This is a genomic window from Arthrobacter oryzae, from assembly GCF_031454875.1.
Lineage (GTDB): Bacteria > Actinomycetota > Actinomycetes > Actinomycetales > Micrococcaceae > Arthrobacter > Arthrobacter oryzae_D.
Genome location: NZ_JAVDRQ010000002.1, coordinates 303,696 through 326,460 on the forward strand (window position 1 = coordinate 303,696; position 22,765 = coordinate 326,460).

The window sequence follows — 22,765 nt, forward strand, 5'->3', positions numbered from 1 at the left end:
GACCCCGTGACCGATACCCGTTATCTGGTCCACGGGGTCTTTTGGGATGGCGCCCCGCCCGGTTCCGCGGGGGACCGTCCGTCCGGGAGGAACGACGGCGGTACTCCCGTCATGCGGTTGCAGGACCCCGCCGGCGGCTTCCGGGAGCTGACGCTCGCAGCCGCCAGCAGGCTGGGTTTCAGAGTCGCCGCTGCAGGCAAGTTCTGCCTGGGGCATCACCGGGTGCACGGCCCGGCCGACCGGGACCACGTCCTCTGCCCGGCCAAGGCGCCGGCAGCCAGGGGCAGCCAGTGCGAGCGCTGCTTCGTGGTGGACGATTCCCGGCTCATCCACGACTTTCACCGCGGCGGCGGCGTCCCGCCGGGCCTGCGCGCGTACCTGATGCAGCAGCACTGGTTGTACGTGGCCACCTTCGCCAACGGGGCCAGCAAAGTGGGCACCGCCTCGAACCTGCGGAAATGGAACCGGCTGGCCGAGCAGGGAGCCGTGGTGGCCCGGTACGTGGCACGCGCGGACGACGGCAGGGTGGTCCGGATCCTGGAAGACATGCTGACCCGCGACGCCGGGCTCCCACAGCAGGTCCGGTCGGCGGCCAAGGCCGCAGCTTTGGTGGCGCCGGCACCCGCCGTCGAACTGGACGCCCTGAACGGGCAGCTGGCAGCGGATGCCCGGTCACTGCTGGCACGGGCCGGCATCGAAGGCTTCGAGGTGGTGGACGAAAGCTGGGCCCGGCCCGCTCTCGCCGATGGGGCGTGCACACCGGCCGTCAGGCACTCCTACCCGCATGACCTGGGCACGGGCACGCACGGATTCCGGATTGCAGCGGTGAGCGGCAGCATCGCGGTTGCCGCCCTGGACGGGGCGGAGCTGGAGTTCGTGGTGAACCTCAGCCAGCTCAAGGCACGCAGCGTAGAGCTCGGAGACCACTACGGATCAGAGGTTCCGGCGGTGCAGGAGTATTTGTTCTAGAACTTCGTTCTGAAACTTCGGCACGTAGAATGGCACGGTGCTGAACGAATTCTGGGCCACCGCATCCACCGCCTACAAGGTGCTCGTTTTTAGCGCCATGGGCCTGATCGCCGCAGGCATCATCCTCAACCTGGTGGGCAACACGTCCAACAACCAGGGCCTTGCCGTGGCCTCGCTGCCGGTGATCGGGCTGGGCCTGGTCCTGCACGTGGTGGGGATCGTGGTGCGCGGCCAGCAGATCCGCAAGACCTACAAAAGGTAGCCGGCGTTTCTGCGGACGTGGCTGCGCGCATGCTCCACGGCCGCCGGCAAGTCCGTGAACAGGTGCTTGTGGTGGCGAAGGGACCGGATCACGCCGACGTTGGTTACGAGGGCCATATGTTCCGGCTGGACCCCTTTGACCAGCACGGTGATGCCCCGAAGTTCCAGGGCTGAGATGACCTCCACCAGGGCGTGCGCCCCGGTAGCGTCCAGCATCCGCACCTGGGACAGCCTGATGATGGCCACCTGGATGTCCTTCACCTGGCTGATTTCCTGCAGGATCCGTTCAGCGGCGCCAAAGAACATAGCGCCGCCAAGGGTGAAAACGGCAATGTGCTCGTCCCCTTCCACCGGAGCCCCGGCAATATCCTCGCGGCGGACGCCACTCAGGGACGCGAATTTTCGCAGTGTCAGCAGGGCGGCAGCGGCCAGGCCGATCTCGATGGCGACGATCAGGTCGAACGCCACAGTGATGAGTGCTGTCAGGAGGAAGACTGCCGCATCGGCCCTGGTGGAGCGAAGAATGGCGGTGACCGTGCGCTGTGAAACCATTCGTGTTGCGGTCACCATGAGGATTCCGCCCAGCACGGCCAGCGGGATCCGGCTTACCAGCCCGGCTGCAAGGTAGATGATGGCCAACAGGACAAGAGCATGCACGATCGCGGAGAGGCGGGTCTTGGCGCCGGAACGGACGTTGACGGCGGTCCGGGCAATGGCGCCCGTTGCCGGCATGCCGCCGAAGAGGCCGGCCGCAATAGAGGCCAGGCCCTGACCGGTGAGCTCGCGGTCCGGCGTGTAGGGGCCGCTGAGCCTGCCGTCCGGTCCAGCCAGTCCCGCGCCCACCCGTGCGGACAGTAGCGACTCGATGGCGGCCAGCATTGCGATTGCCACTGCGGGCATCACCAGGCCGCCCAACGCGGCAGGATCAAGCGCCGGCACCCGGGGCGCCGGGAGGGAATGGGGCATGGCCCCGATCCTTGGGATGTCCAGCTGCAGCAGCTCCGCTGCAATGGTGACCAGCAGTACCGCCATCAGGCTCCCGGGCAGCGACTTGTGAAGCCTGGGCGCCATCAGCATGACGGCCGCGACCCCCGCCACCACAGCCAGGGTCTGGGCAACTGTGGGAAGCGTAGCAGCGGATGCGCTCTCAACGGCTGCGAGGAGGATATTGTGGCCGGGGATGCCCTCTGTGCCCATGGCCGAAGGAACCTGCTGGAGGAAGATAATGGTGGCGATGCCCAGGGTGAAGCCTTCCACCACCGGCCAGGGAATGAACGCCACTGCACGCCCCAGCCCGCTGATGCCCAGGGCACAGACCATAAGGCCCGCCATGAGGGACACCAGGGCAATGCTGCCGGTCCCATGGGTTGCCACCACCGGGGCGAGCACCACCACCATGGCACCGGTGGGGCCGGACACCTGGACGTTGGACCCGCCCATCACCGCGGCCACGAGGCCGGCCACCACGGCCGTGATCAGGCCGGCCTCGGCTCCCACGCCGGAACTTACCCCGAACGCCAAGGCCAGCGGGAGCGCCACGATTCCCACGGTGATGCCGGCCAGCAGGTCCGTTTTCCACGAGGAGCTGAGACCGTCGTAATCGCTGCGGGATGGAAGGTACTTCGCCAGTGCGGAGCTCAGCCGCGTCTTGGGGGAGGCCGCCGGAACGGCGCTCACAACGCGGGACCCGGGAGGTGCGCAGCCGGCAATTCCCGAGCCAACCGGAGCTGCTCATTCGAATCAGCCAGATTGTCCAGCAGGAAGGTCCGTGCAATGGACAGCAGTTCGGCAATCTTGGGGTGTGCCAGGCGGTACGTGACGGCATTCGCCGTCCTCACCGACGTGACAACCCTGTGCCGGCGCAGGGTTGCCAGGTGCTGGGACAGATGTGAGGCCTCAAGCCCCGTTTCGGCCAGCAGATAGCTGACCGGGGCCGTGGTGTCCGGCGCTGCCGCCAGCAGTTCGAGGATCCGGATACGCGCCGGGTGCGCCAGTGCCTTGAAGAGATTGGCCTTGATTTCGTACAAAGGGGCCTGTGCTGTGGAAAGCATTTGTGACCTGCTGTCGCTGGTTCATGCCGGAGGATACCCGTGCGGGTCATAGTGAATTGATGGAATGATGAAATCATCATACCGCTGGCCCGCGAAGGACGCCAGAGCCTCTCCGTAACGGACCGTGAGAAGGCCCACCTCGTCCGCGTCCCGCGGCGGGGGAACGATAGGCTTGAGGCCATGACTATCAATCCGGATCTGCAGGGCCGTAGCTACCCTGCCGCAGAGGTGTACGACGTCGGCCGCGAGAAAATCCGCGAGTTCGCCAGGGCCGTCAAGGCAACCCACCCCGCGCACTTCGACCTGGACGCGGCTAAGGCCCTCGGCCACAGCGACCTCGTGGCGCCGCCCACCTTCGCCATCATCATTGCCCAGCGCGCCGACGCCCAGCTGATCGAGGATCCGGAATCCGGCATTGACTTCTCCCGTGTTGTCCACGCGGATCAGCGGTTTATCCACCACCGCCCCATTTTCGCGGGTGACCGGCTTGTGGCCGAGCTGCACGTGGACGGTGTCCGTGCCATGGGCGGCGGCGCCATGATCACCACCCGCTCGGAAATCTTCGTTCTCACCGGTGAAGGCACAGCAGACGGCTCGCCGGATGCCTCCCGCGAGGCCGTCGCCACCGCCACTTCGTCCATCCTGGTCCGCGGAGAGGGACAGTAACCCATGAGCACTGCATCCATGACCCCCGTTTTCTCTGAGCTCGCCGTCGGCCAGGACATCGGCAGCCGCAGCATCACCGTCAGCCGGCAGGACCTGGTGAAGTATGCCGGCGCCTCGGGCGACTTCAACCCGATCCACTGGAACGAAGCCTTCGCCACCGGCGTTGGCCTGCCCGGTGTCATCGCCCACGGCATGTTCACCATGGGCGCGGCAGTCCAGCTCGTAACCGACTGGGCAGGCGACCCCGCCGCCGTCGTCGATTTCCAGACACGTTTCACCAAACCGGTACTGGTCACCGACACCACCGGGACGGATGAGCCGGGGGCCGTCATCGAGGTCAGCGGCGCCATCGGTGCGCTCGACGCCGAGGCCGGCACCGCCCGCGTGGACCTCACCGTGGTCTTCGCCGGCCAAAAGGTCCTAGTGAAGGCCCAGGCAGTCGTCAGGCTTGCGTAACAGGAAGTCTGCCCTGGCCAAGGACGCCTTCGTCCCCGCTGCCGAGATCACGCACTGGCGCAACGCCGTCGTGGTGGCCTACGGGGCCAGCGGACTGGCGTTTTCCACCTGGGTGTCCCGGCTGCCGGCCATCCGGGACGGCCTGGACCTGACCCCGGGAACTATCGGCCTGCTGCTGCTCTGCATGACGGCCGGCTCGTTTGTTTCAGTGTCCGCTTCTGGACTGATCGTTCTTCGGCTGGGCTCCAAGCGGACCATCCGGATCGGCAGCATCATGGTGGGCGTCGGGCTGGTGCTGGCAGGGTTCGGCACCTCCGTGCTTGCCAGCCCGGTGGCGGTTGCCGCGGGACTGGCGATCATCGGACTGGGCACCGCGAGCTGGAACACTGCGTCCAATGTGGAAGGCGCCGCGGTGGAACGCGCCGTCCGGCGGCACATCATGCCCCGGCTGCACGGCTCCTTCAGTCTGGGCACGGTGGCCGGCGCCGGGCTGGGCGCCTGGGCAGCCGGTGCCGGCATTCCCGTCTTCTGGCATCTGGCGGCCGGCGGACTCGTGGTGGCAGGCTCGGTGGCAACGGCAGCTTCCTGGTTCCGGGCGGACATCACGCCGGTCCAGGGGGAACGACCCTTCAAGGCGTCGGGGACGGATACCTTCGAGGATCCCTCCACCGGGCCCATTCCCATCGTCCGCCAGACGGATGCGATCCGGGAGCAGCCGCTGGACAATAAGCGCCAGATTGCCCAGGCCTGGCGGGACAGGCGCACGCTGCTGCTGGGTGTGCTGGTCCTCGGGCTCGCCCTTGCCGAAGGCGCGGCCGGTGACTGGGTGGCGCTGGCCCTCGCCGACGGTCACGGCCAGAGCGACGCGGCGGGTGCGGCCGGCTACGGACTGTTCGTCACCTTCATGACCATTGGCCGCTTCGCCGGCACACTGGTCCTGGACCGTTTTGGCAGGGTGCCCGTGATGCGCTGGTGCGCCGCGCTGGCCGTCGCAGGCCTGGGGTTGTTCGTGTTCGCGCCCGTGCCCTGGATGGCGTTCGTGGCGCTGGCGGTGTGGGGCCTCGGGGCATCGCTGGGGTTCCCGGTCGGGATGTCCGCGGCGGCCGATGATCCGGTCAAGGCCGCGGCCCGGGTCTCCGTAGTGTCCACCATCGGCTACGGCGCTTTTCTGTGCGGACCGCCGCTGCTGGGGCTGCTGGCCGAACACGTGGGCATCCTCCACTCCCTGCTCGCCGTCATGGTGATGCTCGTGGTCAGTTTCCTGCTGTCCCCGGTGGCCCGGAAGCTTTCGTGAATGCCGGTCCCGTTTCCAATGACCGCTAGGCTGGACTGGTGACCCAGACTTTCCTTTCCGACCTGACCACCGCCGCCGTCGGCGGTCCCGCCGGCGACTATATCGAGGCGCGCACGGAGTCGGAGATTATCGACGCCGTCCGCTCGGCGGACGCCGCAGGTGAGAAGTTGCTGATCATTGCGGGCGGCTCCAACCTGTTGATTTCCGACGACGGGTACCCCGGCACCGTGCTCAGGATTGCCTCTGAGGGGTTCACCGTCAGTGCCGAGGATTCCTGCGGGGGCGTGGCTGTTGTGGTCCAGGCAGGGCACAACTGGGATGCGCTGGTGGAGCACGCGGTGCTCCACGCCTGGTCGGGAATCGAAGCGCTGTCCGGCATTCCGGGGTCCACCGGTGCCACTCCGGTCCAGAACGTGGGAGCGTACGGTGCCGACGTCTCCCAGACCATTGCCGCGGTCCGGACCTGGGACCGGGAACGGAATGCCGTCCGCACCTTCACCAATTCCGAACTCAAGTTCGGGTACCGCGATTCTGTCCTGAAGCAGACCACCGTCCAGGGATCCCCGCGCTACGTGGTGCTGACGGTCGAGTTCCAGTTGCCGCTGGGCCGGATGAGTGCTCCCGTCCGGTACGCCGAGCTGGCGAAATCCCTGGGCGTTGAGCCGGGGAAGAGGGCTTACGCCAACGATGTGCGCCGGGAGGTCCTGCGGCTCAGGGCCTCCAAGGGCATGGTCCTGGACCAGGCGGACCGTGATACCTATTCCACCGGTTCCTTCTTCACCAACCCCATCGTCCCGGCGGACGCCGCCGAGGCGCTCCCCGACGGTGCTCCCCGGTATCCTGCCGGGGCAGACGGCCTGGTAAAGCTGTCCGCAGCCTGGCTGATTGACCATGCCGGTTTCGGGAAGGGCTACGGGCTGGAGGCCGGCAGTGTTTCCGGCGGCCGTGCGTCCCTGTCCACCAAGCACACCCTGGCCATCACCAACCGGGGTGCCGCCAGCGCGGCGGACATGGTCGCCGTGGCGCGTGAGGTGCGCCGCGGCGTCGTCGAGCGCTTTGGCATCGAGCTGCACCCCGAGCCGCTGCTGATCGGCGTCGAACTCTAGGACGCCGCCCGTCAGTTCCTGCTGCGGCGCGGGGCAACCTTGCTGAACAGCATGAACGTGAACCCGGAGGCCGCGGCGCCCAGCAGGAAGACCTGGCAGAATGCCACGGATTGCGCGCTGGGTCCGTTGCGAAGGACCAGCCCCGCGCAGGCGAACACCACTGCGCCCGCCAGTAAAGCGAAAGCAGCCAGCAGGAAGCTCCTGACCGTTGGCGGCATCTCGCCCGCTGCCTCATCGGCTGGCCCGCTGCCCTCGTGTTCAGTGCGCCAGCCGCGCTGCTGGGGCTGCAGCAGGGACGCTGCGATGAAACTGATGACCGCCACCCCCATGCTGATCACCGACACCAGCTGCAGGGTCTGCACGGTGGGGGAGAGGCTGGTTCCGCCGGCAACCGCTATGGACAGCCCGGCAGCCATGCCGACGGCAGTCGTGACCCAGCCCAGCAGGGCCAGGGCCCGGCACAGGGGCCGCAGGTGCGGCCAGAGGTCTCCGATAGTCATGCATCCCAGCGTAGGGACCTCTGCTGTAAACGGGCTGGGAAGAGGCGGGGTACTGCCCGAACCCGCTGTCCGTACCCCCCTGCCCGGCCGGGTGTTTTCCGGAAACGCGGACGTGAATTGTCCGGGACGGGACCTACGATGGGGGCATGGGAGCAGGAACGCGGACCAGGGTCACCCGGCACGTTATCGGGAGGCTGCGCCTCGCCGCGCAGGGGCTGCTGGCACCGGACTTTGACTCTGTACCGGATGCCGTGCGCTGGATGACGGCCATGCAGGCCCAGGACATGCAGGCTGCACTGTGGGCCGTCGGCCTCAGGGTGCGTAACTGCGGCGTCAGCAGGGTCCGGTCCGCGCTGGATGGAGGTCTGGTTGTCCGCTCATGGCCTATGCGCGGGACGCTGCACCTGCTGGCACCCGAGGACCTGCGCTGGATCCTGGACATCACGGCCGACCGCCTGCTCCGCGGCATGGGCAGCCGCCACCGGGAGCTCGAGATTGACGCCCGGGACGTGGAGGCAGCACGCGAGGCGGCCCTGGAACTCGTCTCGGGCGGCGGAGCGGCCACGCGCGGGCAGCTCTTTGAGGCCTTTGAAAGCGCGGGCCAGTCCACGGCCGGCCAGCGCGGCATTCACCTGTTGGGGATCCTCTGCCAGCGGGCCTGGCTGGTGCAGGGACCGCTCGTGGGGAACCAGCAGCTCATCAAGGCATTCGACGAGTGGATCCCGGAGTCGCGGGAACTGGATCGTTCCGAGGGCATCGCCGAACTGCTGCTGCGGTACATGCGCAGTCACGGACCGGCCACGGTACGCGACTTCGCCTGGTGGTCCAACACGCCGGTGACGGAGGTCCGCAGCGGACTGGCGTTGGTGAAGGACCAGCTCGCCGAGCTGGAGTTCGAAGGGGTGAGTTACTGGATGTCGCCGGCCACCGCTGCGCTGCTCGACGACGGCGTCCCCGGCCAGCGCGCACTGCTGGCGCTGCCCGGGTTCGACGAGTTCCTGCTGGGCTACACGGACCGGTCCCTTGTGCTGCCGCCCGAGCACGCCCAAAAGGTGGTTCCCGGCGGCAACGGCGTGTTCAGGAAGACCATCGTCTCCGGCGGCGAGGTGATCGGCACCTGGGGGCGGAAAGGCGACGGCCGGACGGCCGCCGTCGTGCCTGAACCGTTCGACACGGTTAACGGACTGCGGCCTGCAGCCCAAACGTCATTTGAGCTGCAGGCCGCGAGGTACCGGAAGTTCCTCGGCGCCTAAAGGGTGCCGGTGGCGATGTTGAGCATGCGGCGCAGCGGCTCGGCGGCGCCCCAGAGGAGCTGGTCGCCCACGGTGAAGGCGCTGATGTATTCCGGGCCCATTTCGAGCTTGCGGATACGGCCAACGGGGATGTCCAGGGTGCCGGATGCAGCCACCGGGGTGAGGCTCGCCATGGAGTCCTCCTTGGTGTTCGGCACCACCTTGGCCCACTCGTTGTCCGAAGCCAGGATGTTCTCGATCTCGGCCACGGAGAGGTCTTCGCGGAGCTTCAGCGTCAGCGCCTGGGAGTGTGAACGCATGGCGCCGATCCGGATGCACAGGCCGTCCATCGCGATGTGGTTCTCGCCGGAAGTGCCGAGGATCTTGTTGGTCTCGACGCCCGCTTTCCACTCTTCCTTGGACTGGCCGTTGCCCAGGTCCGCGTCGATCCAGGGGATCAGCGAGCCGGCCAGCGGGACACCGAACTGCGTCGCGTCGATGTCGGTGCGCTGGTGCGACAGGACCTTGCGGTCGATTTCCAGGATGGCCGACGCCGGGTCGTCCAGTTCCGAGCTGACCTCGGCATTCAGCGTGCCGAACTGGCTGAGCAGCTCGCGCATGTGGCGGGCACCGCCGCCGGAGGCAGCCTGGTAGGTCATGGACGTACCCCACTCGACGAGGCCGTTCTTGAACAGGCCGCCGAGGCCCATCAGCATGCAGGACACGGTGCAGTTGCCGCCGATGAAGTCCTTGGTGCCGTTGACCAGGCCCTTGTCGATGACGTCGCGGTTGATGGGGTCCAGCACGATGATCGAGTCATCGTTCATGCGCAGGGTGGAGGCGGCGTCGATCCAGAGGCCGTCCCAGCCGCGGCTGCGCAGCTCGCCGTGGACCTGCTTGGTGTAGTCGCCGCCCTGGGCGGTGACGATAATGGGCAGCTTGGCCAGCGTGTCGACGTCGAACGCGTCCTCGAGCTTGCCGGCCGCGCCCGCGGCAGCGCCAGCGAGAGTCGGGGCGGCACCTCCGGCGTTTGACGTTGAGAAGAACACCGGGTTGATGTTGGCGAAGTCGCCTTCGTCCTGCATGCGCTGCATCAGGACGGAGCCGACCATGCCGCGCCATCCGACCAGGCCGACGGAGGGGGTAGCTGCTGTAGTCATTCGTCCAGTTTAGACTTCGGAACCGGCACGGCGCAGTCGGTTACGTCACTGTCCAGTACTCTTCGACGGTGAGGCCTTGGCGCTCTGCCTCGGACTCCACCTGACGGGCGTGGTAGCCCTTCCTGTCACCCCGCTGGGGCTGGTTTTCCGGCGGGCTCATGCCCTGCCCTTTCCCCGCAACCAGTGACGACGCCGGCGGGCCATAACGAAGGCCCACCACGCTGCGACCAGGGCCAGCCCGGCCATAACGGCAGCGTAGGCGGACAGCCCGGGCTCGGATTCCGCTGCAGCCGCGAATGCCCCGTACGCCATGATCCCCGCCAAAAACACAAGAAACACGCCAACCGCGATGATCAGTCGCGGGCTCTGCAGCGGTGTTATGGCATCCATCGAGTAACCTTCCGGAACACCGCCGGGACCGTACTGCTCCTCATACTGGCGCACATTGAAACGGCTTGGATCATATGGTGTGCCGTCAGGTCGACGGAAGACCGGTCGATCGGGTTTCACAAAGAATTCCTATCCAGGGGTGCCGCGCTCGTTCCCGCAACCGGCGTCGGAAAACCGCCCTACCTTCACAAAGGCGCTCCGCTTGGAGTGGGGACTCCGCGCTGTTCCCTGATCTTCTTCGCTTTGATCTCTGAGGTGGCGCAACGAAGTCCCCACCAAACCATGGCTGCCGAAAAGAGCGTGAGGACGAGGAATCCCCACGCAGGCTCTCCATCGGGCGACCATACACCGACCGCCATGACTGTCGTCAGGATTCCGAAGGCGGCCATGACAGCGGTCACCACGAAGAGGCCCCCCAGCGTGGAGACTCCATTTCCCGGCCCATTTCGCCGGAAGCCAATCTCGTCCTTCGCGTAGCTGTACAGCTCGCCGCTCATGGTCCGGGAGAGGACTCTTTGCTGCCCGGCCGCCAGGGCCTGCTTGTGCCACTGCCACATCTCTTCGTCGCGTGCAGCGCGCTCGGGGTTGTTGTTGAACATTATTTTTCGTTCCTGAGTTCTCTGATTTTCTCAAGGACCTGTGCGTCGGAGAGCCCAGGGATCTCCTCCACCTCGTCCTCCCCTTGGCTGATGAATCCGACCGTCCAGCCAGCTGCTCCGAGCTTGAGAAGAAGCCGGCGCTTGTGCGGGTCTTCGCGGCGCAGGATCGTGGCGCCTCCGGCCGGGTTGTCCGAAAGGTGTTTGCGCATGATGTAGAAGTTTCCTTCGGCGGCAGAGATCTCAGGGTTCTGCGCCATCGCAAACCACGTCAGATACGCCCGAGGCTGCATGATGATTTGGTAGTCCTCGGACTCAACCGATAAGACACTGTCTCCTCCGTCAGCCGTCAGCAGGGAGATCTCCATGCGTCGCACGGCAGAAGTGAGGGCCGACGTGACCGCGGCTACCGGGCCCGAGACGGACAGCTCTCCATCCGGCTCAACGCTGGCAAAGCCGCGCGCGACCAAGGACGATGCGCCGGCGGAAATCATCCTGATGTCATCCAGCTCATTCTCCAGGCGCAAGGCGTGGGCGCTGTTGTTGGCTTCGCTTCCCTTGTTCAGGTTGAGAAGGGCCACGATCTCGGCGTAGCCGAAGCCGATTGAATCGGGGTACTTCTTATCCGTTGCGCCAGTAGCTTCGGCAATGGTGTCAGTCACTTGACATTCCCTTTTCTAGAATCCAAAGAAGTTCGATACGGCCTTTGCGCCGTCGCCGACGGCGTCACTCACGGCTTCGCCGGCATCGGCAATGGCGTCTCCGGCCGCTTCCGCGCTCTGGTCGATGGCGTGTCCCGCGGCGTTCCATCCCTCTGCGATCTGCCCACCCACCCAATTTACCGAGTTCTTGACGGCAGGGACGTTGTCGTAGAGGGCAAGCGCGCCGCTGGCCACCATACAAACTGTGCCGGCAGGCGGAGGGAAGAACGATCCGACGCCGAGAGCGGCCTTCACCCCGGAGTAATACGCGCCTCCCGTGTCCCCGGCTTGCCACTTATTTACTGCGTCGAGGGTGTCAAGACCAACTCCCAGGCCGCCAAGCGCATGACCGAAGCCGCCCAGAACCTTAAACGCAGAAGAGTCCGGTGCCAGATTCAGCACCTTGTGGAATTTTCCATCGAACAGGTCCGATGACATGTTGAAGTATCTGCTGATGGCGTTGGTTTCCTGGAAAGTGTCCCAGGCTGCCTTCGAAAGGGATGGGCGGAAACCCAATTCGCGCGTAATTGCGGCGATGTCGAAGATGCCGGCGCGTAGGTTGGGGAAAGCCTTGATCATGTTGTACGTGTCCCAGCCTCCGCGGAAGGGGGAGGGGGAGTCATCACTGTCAGCAAGCCAGTCCGGGCCCAACCGGAACGGTTTCTTTTCGTCACCGGAATCGCCACCCGAATCGGCGCCACCTGGGATCGGCCCGCCGCCGGATCCGGGCGCCGCATCACTGGCGTTCTCCTGCTGGTTGGCGTTCTCAAGGAGATTCTTGGATTCCTGTTTGAGTGCGAATGCCACCCGCTGAACCAGTGCCCGGTGGCTTCCGTTCCAGTCGGACCGGAAGCTCACCGCGTCCGGGCCCTTCCATGAAGGGTTGTTGTTGATCTGGTTAGTCAACTGTGTTGACTGCTGGAGCAGGGTGTCGGACGTTTTGCTGAACTGCTGCGCTAGCGTCCGTAGCTGGGCAACATCCGCGCCCCACATGTTTCCTGCCACAAGGCATCATCCCCCATAAAGTCTGAGCAGCGGATTCGTCAGGCTGCTCGCACAACTGTAGTAGCTGGACGCCGGTGCCCGCGATGGGCTGATCTCCCCATCGCAAGGGTTCGGGCCGCAATAGCCGCTACTCGGCGTCGTGCTGTTCCAGCACCGCCGCCTTGCGGAGGCGCAGGGCATAAACGGCTCCGAACGCGAACGCCTGGGTGACCACCACCAGTACAATGGCGCCCGCGATCTTGTTGCCGCCGAGGATCATGGTGAGCCCCACGATCGCGGAGAGAAGGGCCAGCAGCGGAAGCAGCATGTAGCCCAGGACAAAGAGTGTTTCCGGCTTTTTCAGCATGTTCCCTAGCCCTCTGTCCGGCGCCACATGGTGAACCGGTACCGCGTTCCGCTGGTGGACGTCAGCCAGCCGGTGGCCGGTTCGCTCGCGGCCAGCTTCCATTCGAAGCCGAGATCGGGGGCATAGGTGTCACCGTCGGTCTCGGAATCGATGAACGTCACCACCGCGACGTTGGCGATGTCCAGGGTCTGCGCAAAAATTTCCCCGCCGCCCAGCACCCACACGGTTTCGTGGCCGGGGGCGAACTGGGATTCCAGGAGGGCGTCGTCGAGCGACTTCACTGCCAGGGCGCCCTGCGCCTCGGGGGTGTCGCCCCAGCCTTCCTGCCGCGTCACCACAATGTTGGTGCGCCCCGGCAGGGGACGGTACTTGTCGGGGAAGGAAAGCCAGGTCTTGCGGCCCATGATCACCGGGTGCCCGGTGGTGAGCCGGGTGAAGTGCTTCATGTCCTCGGGCAGGTGCCATGGCATGTCGCCGTCCTTGCCGATGACACCTGCCGTGGTCTGGGCCCAGACGAGACCCACTCCGGTGGTGCCGTCGGCAATTTTTTCAGTGAAGGCCAGGGGATCCATGGCGTTGTCGGTGCTCATACTGCGATCGGCGCCTTAATCGTAGGGTGATGCTGGTAGCCGACCACTTCGAAGTCGTCCAGCGTGTAGTCGAAAATTGAGTCCGGCTTGCGCAGGATCTTCAGCTGCGGGTATTCGTAGGGCTCCCGCTTCAGCTGCTTGAGTACCTGGTCCATGTGGTTGTCGTAGATGTGCACATCTCCGCCGGTCCAGACGAACTCGCCCGGCTCCAGGCCCACCTGCTGCGCCAGCATGCACGTCAGCAGCGCATAGGATGCGATGTTGAACGGGACGCCCAGGAACGTGTCCGCGGAGCGCTGGTACAGCTGGCAGGACAGCTTGCCGTCTGCAACGTAGAACTGGAAGAAGGCGTGGCACGGCGGCAGCGCCATGTCCTGCAGTTCCGCGACGTTCCAGGCGGAGACGATATGCCGGCGAGAGTCCGGGTTGGACTTGAGGTTCTCCACCAGTTCTGCAATCTGGTCTATGTGTCCGCCGTCGGGCGTCGGCCAGCTGCGCCACTGCACACCGTAGACGGGGCCAAGTTCGCCGTCGGCATCCGCCCATTCGTTCCAGATGGTGACGCCTTGGTCCTGCATCCACTTTACGTTGGTCTCGCCGCGCAGGAACCACAGCAGCTCGACGGCCACGGACTTGAAATGCACCCGCTTGGTGGTGACCAGCGGAAAGCTTTGGCTCAGGTCAAAGCGCATCTGCCGTCCGAACACGCTGAGTGTCCCGGTGCCGGTGCGGTCAGATTTGTGCGTGCCGTTGGCAAGGACGTCACGCAGGAGGTCTTCATAGGGCGTTGTAATGCTCACCGTCCCAGTCTACTGAGGATGGCCAAGCCGTACGCGCAGGATGCTCTGGAGCGTGCCGTCATCGATCCCGGCGGCCCGGCCCTCCGCGATGTACCGGTCGACGGCGGCCACCACCTCCGCAGTGACGGCGCCGCCCGTCGGCGGGCCGTCGTCGGGTGATCCGACGACGACGGTGCCGTTCCGCCGGCGCGTTTCGATCAGGCCGGCCTGCTCGAGTTCCTTGTAGGCCCGGGCCACCGTGCCCGCCGCGATGCCCAGGTCCGCGGCAAGGCTGCGGACGGTGGGTAACCGGGTTCCGGCCGCCAGCGAGCCCACGGCGATCAGCGACGAAATCTGAAGGCGGATCTGCTCATAGGGCGGCACTGCAGAGCCGAGGTCCACGGAAATGCCCGACGTCATGTGACGCTGTCCTTGCGGACCACGGGAGCCGACCGGGAACGGGACCGGACGCGGGGGCGGGAACGGGGCCGCACCGGCACAAGGGCGGTGGCGATGGCCGCCGCGGCCAGGACGGTGCCTGCGAGCGAGGCGGGAAGCCAGGGAATGGACGGCATGAAAGGCACGCCGAAAACAGCCGCCCAGGCCTGGCTGTTCACAAACAGCGCCATGGCTGCCTGCGCCATGAACATTGCTGACAACGTCCGTGCAATCCGGTTCAGGGTGATCGCCCGCAGCGCACCGTCGAGCCCCCGGGGAGCGTTCCGAATGCCGTGCCGCCGCCGGGTTGTGAGGAAGGCGGGAACAGCAAGGAGCACACCCGCGGCAGCGAGGGCAGCGGCCGGGACCCAGCCTGCGTCCCGGCCGAGCAGCGAGTTTCCGGCCGCCGAGATCACCAGGACCGCAACAAAGATAAGGACGGCGAGGATGAGCGTGGTGAGCAGCGCCGGACCCACCGGCTGCCGCGGCCAGGTCCGTGGTTCGTCCGGGCTTGCGTAATCGCGCGCAAGCAGCATCTCACCGCCAGCAAGGACCAGGAGCACCGGCCCGGCCACCATGGCCACGAAGACCGCAGCACCGGACAGGCCGGCAGCAACGATGGCGGGGACCAGGAAAACTCCTACGAGCAGCGGCACTGCAGCGGCAATGCCCGCGGCTGCACCGATCGACACCAGAAGCCTGGCAGCCGGGTGACTACCCGGGCCGGAATGGCTCAGTTTCGGGTTCCGCAGGGCCGCGGCCGCTTCAATTCCGGCCAGTTTTGGCGGCGCCCACACCAGCATGCAAAGCAACACGGCCACGCCCACCAAGCCCGCGAAATTCGTCCATGACGTGCTACCGAGGGCAGGGTCCGGCCGGGCCACAAAGTTACCGGCGATGACTGCAAGGCCTGACGCCACGGTTGCCACCGTGCGCAGGAGCCTGTTCATGGCAATGGTCCGCAGCAGCGAATTGTCGTGGTCTGACAAGGAGTCAAGCTGCCGGCGACGGGAGATGAGGAGGAGCACCAGCCACGTTCCCGCGGCCAGCACGGCCAGCGCGGTTCCCAGCCAGCCGGACAGCTCGATGCCGGGGATGCGGCCGTCGCCGCCGACGGTCCGAAACTCCTCCGGGCGGTCACCCCGCACCGTCCCGTAGGGAATCGCATCATAAGCCGGAAGCGTGGCCGTCCAAGCAATGAATGCCGCTGCGCCAGTGAAAATGGCCAAGGTTGTCCATGCCAGCGATCGGGGGACGAAGTCCCGGATTCTCCGCACGTGGAGGGTTGCCTTCCGGCGGACGCCCCTGGGCCTGGGGTAGCTGAGCTGGCCCAGGGCATGGACTCCCAGGGTTCCAAGGACCGGCCAGGCCAGGGCGGGCATGATTGTCTCCGGGGTGAGGAGCGAAGGGCTGATTGCGGGGTTTGCGGTTGAGCCTGCGGGAATGATGCCGATGTTCATGGCGCCCTGCAGCGAGCTGGCCATCCAGCCTATGACTCCAACCCAGAGTGCATGCTGCGAGGCCGATTCGGGTGACGCCCCCTTTTGCGGGTCCCAGATTACCCACCGCAGCACTACGTACAGAACGACGGCGCCGACCAGCGGTCCCAGCAGCAGCAACGGCGGCAGTTCGAATTGGACCGGCATAATTCCCCCAGATTTTGTATCAATGCACTGAGTATTTGATACAAAGATGTGGGGGTCAAGCCGGGCATCGCCCAGAAGGCGGGCGGGGGCGGCTGGGTTCCCCAGCCGGCCCCTTTAGTCGTCAAACGGCCGGAACTGTTCCACTGCCACGATCTTGTGATTGTTGCCGCGGGCCACGTGGCACACAATGATCTCACCCGGCGCCAAGTAGGGGTCGGAAGACGGCAGGAGCGCACGCAGCCTGCCGTTCATGTGCTCCCCGAGCTGTTTGATGACCGTTGGCAACGCGGGCCGGTGCGTGCACAGGGCAATGGCACGCTGTTTGTCGAAGAGCGATTCGACAACCGCAGCGGTCTTCTTGGGGCTGCGGGCATGGCGGTGCTCCGTCAGGGCCTCATGCAGCTTCACCTTGGCGCCCGCCGACTTTGCGTACGGGGCAATCGTGGCCACGCAGCGCAGCCACGGGCTCGAATGCACGCGCAGCGGCTTCCACACATGCAGCAGCCTGCGGACGGCCTGGGCCTGGCGCAGTCCGGTGGCCGCGAGCGGACGTTCGCCTTCCGCCTTGGTCCACGAAGAACGCGGTTTTGCCTTGGCATGGCGGACCACCAGCAGCGGCCAGGTATCCAGCTCCTTGCGTTCGTGGGCTGCCACCAGGTGTTCAAGGGGCGCCACGTCGCCCGGGTTGCTCAGCAGCGCGGCCGCTTTTTCCGGCGGACACCACATGACGCTGTCCACCTCCTTGCCGTCCGGACGAAGCACAGCGCCGCCCACATCCACGGCCCAGTAGTGCACTACCTTCAGGCCGGCAGAGACGTGATAGTGAATGGGGGGAAGGGGGATGCCCAGGGTGGCCTTGAGGCCGATCTCCTCTTCGATCTCACGGACAGCGCACTCGGGAATCGTCTCGCCGGCGTCGATCTTGCCCTTGGGCCAGGACCAGTCGTCATAGCTTGGACGGTGGATCAGCAGGACTTCAAGCTGGTCCTTGTTGACGCGCCAAGGCAAAGCGCCTGCCGCAACCACGGCGATGGGTTCGCCGGGATGATCCGTCTGGTCGGCAACAAGCGAATCGTTTGCCGTGTCGTTGCTGACGGCACGTGTCTCGTCACTCTTCAAGGCCAGGGTCCTACCGCCTTATCGTCGGGCGCTGGCGCTGACGGGAGCGCGAGGCGAGCAGCCAGGACTGCACATCCTCGAGGAGCCGGCCGTCGTCACCGAGGTGGTGCCGGGTCCATTCGCCCTCGCTGTCCAGGTGCCAGCTGGCGGTTTCGGGGTCCATGTAGCGGCGTAGCATGTCCAGCACGTAGGCGGTGTCGTCACCGCTGGTGAGCTGGACCAGGGCTTCCACCCGCCGGTCCAGGTTGCGGTGCATCATGTCGGCGGAACCGATGTAGACCACCGGGTCGCCACCGTTGGCGAAGGCGAAGACGCGTGAGTGCTCCAGGAACCGTCCCAGCACGGAACGCACAGTGATGTTTTCGCTGAGTCCAGGAATGCCGGGGCGCAGGGAACAGATGCCGCGGACAATCACGTCAACGTGCACGCCGGCCTGAGACGCGCGGTAGAGCGAATCGATGATCGCCTCGTCCACCATGGAATTGACCTTGATCTGCACCCTGGCTGCGATGCCGGCCTTGGCGTTCCGGATTTCCTTCTCGATGCGGTCGATAAGGCCCGAACGCACCGAGCGGGGCGCCACGAGCAGTCGCTTGAAGGTGGATTTCGGGGCGTAGCCGGAGAGCTGGTTGAAGAGCTTGGAAAGGTCCTCGCCCACCTGTTCGTTGGCAGTCAGCAGCCCGAGGTCCTCGTAGTAGCGCGCCGTGCGCGGGTGGTAGTTGCCCGTGCCGATATGGCAGTAGCGCCGGAGGCCGTCAACTTCCTGGCGGACCACGAGGGAGAGCTTGCAGTGGGTTTTCAGGCCCACGATGCCGTATACAACGTGCACGCCGGCCTGTTCCAGTTTCCGGGCCCAGGAGATGTTGGCCTGTTCGTCGAACCGCGCCTTGATTTCCACCAGGGCCAGCACCTGCTTGCCGGCCTCGGCTGCGTCGATGAGGGCATCGACAATGGGGGAGTCGCCGGACGTGCGGTACAGGGTCTGCTTGATGGCCTGTACCTTCGGGTCCGCCGCGGCCTGCTCCAGGAAGGCCTGGACGGACGTGGAGAAGGAATCGTACGGGTGGTGCAGGAGGATGTCCCGCCGCCGCATGGCGGCGAACACGTTCGCTGCCTTGGACGTTTCGGATTCGTTCAGGTACCGCGAGGTGTGCGGCACGTGCTTGGGGTAGTGCAGGTCCGCGCGGTCGATCCCGGCGATGACGGACAAGCCGCGGAGATCCAGCGGGGCGGGCACGGAGTAGACCTCGGACTCCTCCACCCCCAGTTCGCGGATGAGTAGAGCGCGGATGTTCGGGTTGATGTCGTTGGTGACCTCGAGGCGCACGGGCGGGCCGAAACGGCGGCGCAGCAGTTCCTTCTCGAGCGCCTGCAGCAGGTTCTCGGCGTCGTCCTCTTCGACTTCAACGTCCTCGTTACGGGTGACGCGGAAGGTGTGGTGCTCCAGGACCTCCATGCCGGCGAACAGCTGGTCCAGGTGGACGGCGATGACTTCTTCCAGGGCGATGAACCGGGCCACCCGGCCGGGCACGGACCCGGCGCGCGGGCCGTCGATGGAAATGAGCCGGGGCAACTGGTCCGGGACCTTGACGCGGGCGAAGAGCTCCTTGTCGCTGACCGGGTTGCGGACCACCACTGCCAGGTTCAGGGACAGCCCCGAGATGTACGGGAACGGGTGCGCCGGGTCCACTGCGAGGGGCGTCAGGATGGGGAAGACCTTCTCGGCGAACATGGCGCTGAGCTGGTCCTTGGCCTGGTCATCCAGTTCATCCCAGTGCATGAGGTGGATGTGCTCATAGGCCAGGGCAGGCCGGATCTGTTCAGCGTAGACGCGCGCGTGGCGCTGCTGGAGCCGGTGGGCGGCTTCGCCAATCTGGTCCAGCACCTGCATGGGACTCAGGCCGGCCGGGGACGGGACGGCAAGTCCGGTGGCGATGCGGCGCTTCAGGCCGGCAACGCGCACCATGAAGAACTCGTCCAGGTTAGAGGCAAAGATGGAGAGGAAGCTGACCCGCTCCAGAAGATAAAGGTTGGGATCCTCAGCGAGTTCAAGCACCCGCGAGTTGAAGGCCAGCCAGCTGAGTTCGCGGTCCAGGAACCGGTCCGGGCTGATGTCGCCCTCCGGTTCGAGATTCGGGGCGAACTCGGGAATGTCGATGCGGTCCTGCGTGGCCCGGGACGCCGGCACTTCGGAGGACCCGAAGCGGGCGCGCGCTGGCAGCACCTTAGCTCCAGACGTGGCTGTCCCGGCTGATTCCGGTTGCATGGTCTCTCCTTTTACTGGCGCGGTTTACCTTCAACCTTACAAGCATTCGATTCCGCGGATATGCAGATTTCCTGAACCTCTGCACATGCGTCAGCCGATTGGATTAACTGCCGTTCAGGGGTCCATACATAACGTCCGCATCCCACCTCGTGAAGCCGAGCCTGCGGTAGAGCGAAACAGCCGGCGCGTTGTCCGCATCCGTGTACAGCATGACGGCATGGAGGCCCTTGTCCTGCAGGAATTTGATGCCGGCCACCGTCAGGGCCTTGCCCAGTCCCATACCTTGGGCCTCGGGTGCCACGCCCACAACATAGACCTCGCCCATCGCCGGATGGCTGCCGTGCCGCGGGTGCACCTTGGTCCAGTGGAACCCGAGGATCCGGTCGGAGGCGTCAACGGCCAGGAGGAAACCGGCCGGATCGAACCAGTCCTCGGCCATCCGGGCTGCCAGATCTTCCCTGGTCATGTTGCCCTGCTCGGGGTGGTGCGCGAAGGCGGCCTTGTTGGCTGCGAGCCAGGCCTCCTCGTCCTGGCCGGGCACGAAGGCGCGCAGGGTGACGTTTTCCGGGAGGTTGGCGTCGGGAAGTTCCGTGTCGGAGGCCGTGAGCCGCATCTTCCACAGTTCGCGGATGGGGCCGTACCCGTACTTGGCTGCAAGGTCTGCCGCGGCCTCGTGGTTCCCGTGTGACCAAGCCTTGAGTCCGTCGAATCCACGGGATGCCTTCAGCGTGGCCACCAGCCTGTCAGCCACGCCCTGGTTGCGGTAGCTCGGATGCACTGCCACCTCAAGCACCCCGGTCCCGTCCGCTTCCTCGACCACCACGGCGAAGCCGGCCAGGTCCTGTGCAGTGGCGGGATCCGAATCCTCATCCGGCGCGTACAGGGCAAGGGCCAGGACCGAATGGCTGCCGGACTCGCCGGCGCGGAGCGTCACAAACGTCTGTTCGGACAGCGGAGGGTTGCCGTCCGACTCTTCGGCGGCCGCGGCGAGGGCGGTGAAATCCCTCAGCACCTCCTCATCCACTTCGCCTTTGATGACTAGCACGGGCCAGTTTTCGGGATGCACAGGACTCATGGAGTAAAGGCTATACGTCCCGTCCGGCCCGGTGAGGGATTAGGGCCGATTTGATGCGAAGGGATCCGCCCCGTATAGTCGTTACCTGTTCCGGCTTCCTGAAGCAGGGATTTGAGGGGGATCCACCACTGGGGTGGCCTCGATACGTTCGACCCGTATGTCCTCCACTATCGGCGTAAAAGCCCAACAAGAAGCCCCGGACCGATGGTCCGGGGCTTCTTCGTTTCCATGATTTACGGGGGACGCCGATCCGCAGCCAGGCGCTGCCGGCTGGGGCGGCTACGCCTCCGTCAGTTCTTCCTCGGGCTGTCGAACCAGGGTCAGGCGGTAGCCGACGTTGCGGACAGTGCTGATCAGGTTTTCGTGGTCGGCGCCCAGCTTGGCCCGCAGCCGCCTGACGTGGACGTCCACGGTGCGGGTGCCGCCGTAGTAGTCATAGCCCCACACTTCCGTGAGCAGCTGCTGGCGGGTGAAAACCCGGCCCGGGTGCTGCGCAAGGTACTTCAGGAGTTCGAATTCCTTGAAGGTCAGGTTCAGGGGAGCACCGTTGACCCTGGCCGTATAGCTGGCTTCGTCGATGACGACGCCGGCGGCGCGGATTTCGGTGGGAAGGTCCTCTTTCTCCGGCACGGCACGTGCAACGGAGAGCCGGATCCTTGCTTCGACTTCAGCCGGACCCGCCGAGTCCAGCAGGATGTCATCCACGGCCCAGGCCGAGGAGACCGCAGCCATGCCGCCTTCCGTGAGGATCAGCATCAGGGGCGCGCTTAGCCCGGTGGCCTTGAGCAGCTGCGTCAGGGACCGTGCTCCCACCAGATCCTTGCGGGCGTCCAGCAGCACCACATCGCACGGGTCGGTTTCCAGCAGGGCTGTTGGCTCAGCCGGCAGGATGTGCACCCTGTGATTCAGCAGTTCCAAGGCAGGCAGGATGTCCACCGAGGATCCGGTGCTGTTCGTCAGTAGCAGGATGTGCGACATTGTTCCTCCAAGGGGCTGTCCGCGCATCATTGGGCGTCTGAACCGGGCTTTCACCGGCCGGTACTGGCTGCCCGCGTCGGGAGTGGCCAGCCGGAATTCCGGCAGGGACCGCGTCCTCCGAAGGAAGCGTAGCTGAGCTATGAGTATACCTAATTGCCCCTTCGCGGACACTGATCCGGCCGCTTTCAGTTCACGTTTTGCGACATAAGCAGGTCACATAGGGCAGGATTGGACGCAGCGAAGGTGACGTCAGCAGAGAGTGAGCGCGGGTAAACAGTGAAGCCGTGGACCATAGGAACCATCGGGCTTGCCGGGCTTGCTGTCTTCGTCGGCGGGGCCTACACCTCGCCGGAAGTTTTGCTCGGCGTTGCCATCCTGGTGGCCTTGGCCGTCGGAATCGGCTGGCCCCATTTCCTGGGCATTCCCGCCAAAAAGACGCTCGCGGCAATCATCGGGCTTCCCGGTGCGGGCGCAGCCGTGGCTGCCACTTATGCCCCGGCCCCGGCCTTCCTCGACTGGACCCCGGCCTTCATCGCCGCAGGTGTCATGGCTGTATTCCTGATGCAGCTGCTGCGGGGCACCGGCCAGGCCCAGCGGCTGGAGTCGACACTCGGCTCAAGCGCCGGTGTGCTGCTGTCCTGTCTCGGCGCAGGATGGATTGCCGCGTCCAGGTTCAATGGAGTCAAGGAAATGCTGCTCGTTGCCGGCATCAGCGCGGCGTTTGCCTTGCTGGCCGGCCTCATCCGCTGGCCCGACCGGATCGTGGCCCCGCTGGGCATCGTGCTGGCGGGTCTCACTGCTCCGCTGGCCGGCCTGATCTTCTCTAACATCGCCGTAATACCCGCCGCTGTGGTGGGGATTGTGGTGGGCGCGGTTCTGGTCAGCCTGCGCAGACTGGTTATACTCCGCGGGGATGAGATTAACATTCCCGCTGCCCTTGGCATGGGCCTCGCACCCGTGGCGGCGGTGGGTTCGCTCGCCTACTTCATAGACAAACTACTCATCTACTAACGCGTTAGGATGGCATCATGTCCGTACTTGCATTTGAGATCTTCTTCCTTGTCCTGCTTGGCATTGCCAGCCTGTCGATGGCCTGGTTCGCGGGTTTTGTGGTTTACCGCCTGTTCAAGGGCCAGAAGTA

Annotated in this window: 25 protein-coding genes; 8 read left to right on the top strand and 17 right to left on the bottom strand. The window is 65.6% G+C overall.

From position 1 onward, the window contains the following. Positions 1-6 precede the first annotated feature (6 nt). On the top strand, positions 7-969 hold the full coding sequence (locus J2805_RS04620) for a DUF2797 domain-containing protein (RefSeq protein ID WP_309969903.1): 963 nt from the start codon (positions 7-9) through the stop codon (positions 967-969). A 37-nt stretch (positions 970-1,006) separates the two neighbouring features. Beyond that, positions 1,007-1,231, top strand: coding sequence for a DUF3188 domain-containing protein (locus J2805_RS04625; protein ID WP_104171987.1), 225 nt, complete (start codon positions 1,007-1,009; stop codon positions 1,229-1,231). Here J2805_RS04625 and J2805_RS04630 read toward each other — a convergent pair. Continuing rightward, positions 1,219-2,907 carry a SulP family inorganic anion transporter gene (locus tag J2805_RS04630; RefSeq protein ID WP_309969908.1) on the bottom strand — a complete coding sequence of 563 codons (1,689 nt, stop codon included), beginning with the start codon at positions 2,905-2,907 and terminating at the stop codon, positions 1,219-1,221. The genes J2805_RS04625 and J2805_RS04630 overlap by 13 nt on opposite strands. After that, positions 2,904-3,281 (bottom strand): ArsR/SmtB family transcription factor, encoded by a 378-nt coding sequence (locus J2805_RS04635; protein ID WP_309969911.1) that lies wholly within the window; start codon positions 3,279-3,281, stop codon positions 2,904-2,906. Before J2805_RS04635 ends, J2805_RS04630 begins: the two co-directional genes overlap by 4 nt. 180 nt (positions 3,282-3,461) lie before the next feature. On the opposite strand from J2805_RS04635, the gene J2805_RS04640 reads away from it, so the two are divergent. The 4 genes from J2805_RS04640 to J2805_RS04655 are packed head-to-tail and all read left to right on the top strand — an operon-like array spanning position 3,462 to position 6,803. Then, on the top strand, positions 3,462-3,947 hold the full coding sequence (locus J2805_RS04640; RefSeq protein WP_309969914.1) for an FAS1-like dehydratase domain-containing protein: 486 nt from the start codon (positions 3,462-3,464) through the stop codon (positions 3,945-3,947). Between the two features lie 3 nt (positions 3,948-3,950). Then, positions 3,951-4,403, top strand: a complete 453-nt coding sequence (locus J2805_RS04645; RefSeq protein ID WP_396134216.1) for a MaoC family dehydratase — start codon at positions 3,951-3,953, stop codon at positions 4,401-4,403. Further along, positions 4,396-5,697, top strand: a complete 1,302-nt coding sequence (locus tag J2805_RS04650; RefSeq protein WP_309969915.1) for an MFS transporter — start codon at positions 4,396-4,398, stop codon at positions 5,695-5,697. The genes J2805_RS04645 and J2805_RS04650 overlap by 8 nt, the downstream gene beginning before the upstream one ends. Before the next feature lie 38 nt (positions 5,698-5,735). Beyond that, positions 5,736-6,803, top strand: a complete 1,068-nt coding sequence (locus J2805_RS04655) for a UDP-N-acetylmuramate dehydrogenase (protein WP_309969918.1) — start codon at positions 5,736-5,738, stop codon at positions 6,801-6,803. An 11-nt stretch (positions 6,804-6,814) separates the two neighbouring features. Here the strand turns inward: J2805_RS04655 and J2805_RS04660 are convergent, their stop codons facing one another. Beyond that, positions 6,815-7,303 carry a hypothetical protein gene (locus J2805_RS04660; protein WP_309969920.1) on the bottom strand — a complete coding sequence of 163 codons (489 nt, stop codon included), beginning with the start codon at positions 7,301-7,303 and terminating at the stop codon, positions 6,815-6,817. 146 nt (positions 7,304-7,449) lie between these two features. Between J2805_RS04660 and J2805_RS04665 the strand changes: the two genes are divergently transcribed. Beyond that, entirely contained in the window at positions 7,450-8,556 is a 1,107-nt protein-coding gene (locus J2805_RS04665; protein ID WP_309969922.1) for a winged helix DNA-binding domain-containing protein, read from the top strand. Here J2805_RS04665 and asd read toward each other — a convergent pair. The 14 genes from asd to J2805_RS04735 form a co-directional block, all read right to left on the bottom strand. Then, the gene (gene asd / locus J2805_RS04670; protein WP_309969925.1) at positions 8,553-9,695 is read right to left on the bottom strand and encodes an aspartate-semialdehyde dehydrogenase; all 1,143 of its coding nucleotides are present in this window, start codon (positions 9,693-9,695) and stop codon (positions 8,553-8,555) included. The genes J2805_RS04665 and asd overlap by 4 nt on opposite strands. A 156-nt stretch (positions 9,696-9,851) precedes the next feature. Next, complete coding sequence (locus J2805_RS04675; RefSeq protein ID WP_309969927.1) at positions 9,852-10,085, bottom strand: hypothetical protein; 234 nt, start codon at positions 10,083-10,085, stop codon at positions 9,852-9,854. 185 nt (positions 10,086-10,270) lie between these two features. Then, the gene (locus J2805_RS04680; RefSeq protein ID WP_309969930.1) at positions 10,271-10,684 is read right to left on the bottom strand and encodes a hypothetical protein; all 414 of its coding nucleotides are present in this window, start codon (positions 10,682-10,684) and stop codon (positions 10,271-10,273) included. Further along, complete coding sequence (locus tag J2805_RS04685) at positions 10,684-11,343, bottom strand: hypothetical protein (protein WP_309969933.1); 660 nt, start codon at positions 11,341-11,343, stop codon at positions 10,684-10,686. The genes J2805_RS04680 and J2805_RS04685 overlap by 1 nt, the downstream gene beginning before the upstream one ends. 15 nt (positions 11,344-11,358) lie before the next feature. Then, entirely contained in the window at positions 11,359-12,288 is a 930-nt protein-coding gene (locus tag J2805_RS04690; protein WP_309969937.1) for a hypothetical protein, read from the bottom strand. Between the two features lie 226 nt (positions 12,289-12,514). Then, positions 12,515-12,733 carry an NF038396 family protein gene (locus J2805_RS04695; protein ID WP_104171996.1) on the bottom strand — a complete coding sequence of 73 codons (219 nt, stop codon included), beginning with the start codon at positions 12,731-12,733 and terminating at the stop codon, positions 12,515-12,517. A 5-nt stretch (positions 12,734-12,738) separates the two neighbouring features. Then, complete coding sequence (locus J2805_RS04700; RefSeq protein WP_309969940.1) at positions 12,739-13,323, bottom strand: dihydrofolate reductase; 585 nt, start codon at positions 13,321-13,323, stop codon at positions 12,739-12,741. After that, complete coding sequence (locus tag J2805_RS04705; RefSeq protein WP_309969943.1) at positions 13,320-14,123, bottom strand: thymidylate synthase; 804 nt, start codon at positions 14,121-14,123, stop codon at positions 13,320-13,322. Before J2805_RS04705 ends, J2805_RS04700 begins: the two co-directional genes overlap by 4 nt. Positions 14,124-14,132: 9 nt before the next feature. Then, positions 14,133-14,522, bottom strand: coding sequence for a GntR family transcriptional regulator (locus tag J2805_RS04710; RefSeq protein ID WP_309969946.1), 390 nt, complete (start codon positions 14,520-14,522; stop codon positions 14,133-14,135). Next, positions 14,519-16,186: a hypothetical protein gene (locus J2805_RS04715; RefSeq protein ID WP_309969949.1), complete on the bottom strand. Its 1,668-nt coding sequence runs from the start codon at positions 16,184-16,186 to the stop codon at positions 14,519-14,521. The genes J2805_RS04710 and J2805_RS04715 overlap by 4 nt, the downstream gene beginning before the upstream one ends. A 114-nt stretch (positions 16,187-16,300) precedes the next feature. Beyond that, entirely contained in the window at positions 16,301-17,305 is a 1,005-nt protein-coding gene (locus J2805_RS04720) for an NUDIX hydrolase (RefSeq protein WP_309969951.1), read from the bottom strand. 10 nt (positions 17,306-17,315) lie between these two features. Next, on the bottom strand, positions 17,316-19,571 hold the full coding sequence (locus J2805_RS04725; RefSeq protein ID WP_309969954.1) for an RNA degradosome polyphosphate kinase: 2,256 nt from the start codon (positions 19,569-19,571) through the stop codon (positions 17,316-17,318). 103 nt (positions 19,572-19,674) lie between these two features. Continuing rightward, on the bottom strand, positions 19,675-20,646 hold the full coding sequence (gene mshD, locus J2805_RS04730; RefSeq protein ID WP_309969957.1) for a mycothiol synthase: 972 nt from the start codon (positions 20,644-20,646) through the stop codon (positions 19,675-19,677). A 279-nt stretch (positions 20,647-20,925) separates the two neighbouring features. Then, a complete protein-coding gene (locus tag J2805_RS04735) occupies positions 20,926-21,624 on the bottom strand; it encodes a winged helix-turn-helix transcriptional regulator (RefSeq protein ID WP_011692843.1) in 699 nt (232 codons plus the stop codon). A 276-nt stretch (positions 21,625-21,900) separates the two neighbouring features. Here J2805_RS04735 and J2805_RS04740 point away from each other — a divergent pair, with 276 nt between their 5' ends. Beyond that, complete coding sequence (locus J2805_RS04740) at positions 21,901-22,635, top strand: permease (RefSeq protein WP_309969960.1); 735 nt, start codon at positions 21,901-21,903, stop codon at positions 22,633-22,635. The last annotated feature ends 130 nt before the right edge of the window (positions 22,636-22,765 follow it).

What these genes read in the sequence shown, in the direction of transcription:
- J2805_RS04635 (WP_309969911.1), bottom strand. Translation starts at nt 3,281, where the DNA reads ATGCTTTCCACAGCACAGGCCCCTTTGTACGAAATCAAGGCCAATCTC.
- J2805_RS04640 (WP_309969914.1), top strand. Translation starts at nt 3,462, where the DNA reads ATGACTATCAATCCGGATCTGCAGGGCCGTAGCTACCCTGCCGCAGAG.
- J2805_RS04645 (WP_396134216.1), top strand. Translation starts at nt 3,951, where the DNA reads ATGAGCACTGCATCCATGACCCCCGTTTTCTCTGAGCTCGCCGTCGGC.
- J2805_RS04660 (WP_309969920.1), bottom strand. Translation starts at nt 7,303, where the DNA reads ATGACTATCGGAGACCTCTGGCCGCACCTGCGGCCCCTGTGCCGGGCC.
- J2805_RS04665 (WP_309969922.1), top strand. Translation starts at nt 7,450, where the DNA reads ATGGGAGCAGGAACGCGGACCAGGGTCACCCGGCACGTTATCGGGAGG.
- asd (WP_309969925.1), bottom strand. Translation starts at nt 9,695, where the DNA reads ATGACTACAGCAGCTACCCCCTCCGTCGGCCTGGTCGGATGGCGCGGC.
- J2805_RS04675 (WP_309969927.1), bottom strand. Translation starts at nt 10,085, where the DNA reads ATGGATGCCATAACACCGCTGCAGAGCCCGCGACTGATCATCGCGGTT.
- J2805_RS04680 (WP_309969930.1), bottom strand. Translation starts at nt 10,684, where the DNA reads ATGTTCAACAACAACCCCGAGCGCGCTGCACGCGACGAAGAGATGTGG.
- J2805_RS04695 (WP_104171996.1), bottom strand. Translation starts at nt 12,733, where the DNA reads ATGCTGAAAAAGCCGGAAACACTCTTTGTCCTGGGCTACATGCTGCTT.
- J2805_RS04700 (WP_309969940.1), bottom strand. Translation starts at nt 13,323, where the DNA reads ATGAGCACCGACAACGCCATGGATCCCCTGGCCTTCACTGAAAAAATT.
- J2805_RS04710 (WP_309969946.1), bottom strand. Translation starts at nt 14,522, where the DNA reads ATGACGTCGGGCATTTCCGTGGACCTCGGCTCTGCAGTGCCGCCCTAT.
- J2805_RS04715 (WP_309969949.1), bottom strand. Translation starts at nt 16,186, where the DNA reads ATGCCGGTCCAATTCGAACTGCCGCCGTTGCTGCTGCTGGGACCGCTG.
- J2805_RS04725 (WP_309969954.1), bottom strand. Translation starts at nt 19,571, where the DNA reads ATGCAACCGGAATCAGCCGGGACAGCCACGTCTGGAGCTAAGGTGCTG.
- mshD (WP_309969957.1), bottom strand. Translation starts at nt 20,646, where the DNA reads ATGAGTCCTGTGCATCCCGAAAACTGGCCCGTGCTAGTCATCAAAGGC.
- J2805_RS04735 (WP_011692843.1), bottom strand. Translation starts at nt 21,624, where the DNA reads ATGTCGCACATCCTGCTACTGACGAACAGCACCGGATCCTCGGTGGAC.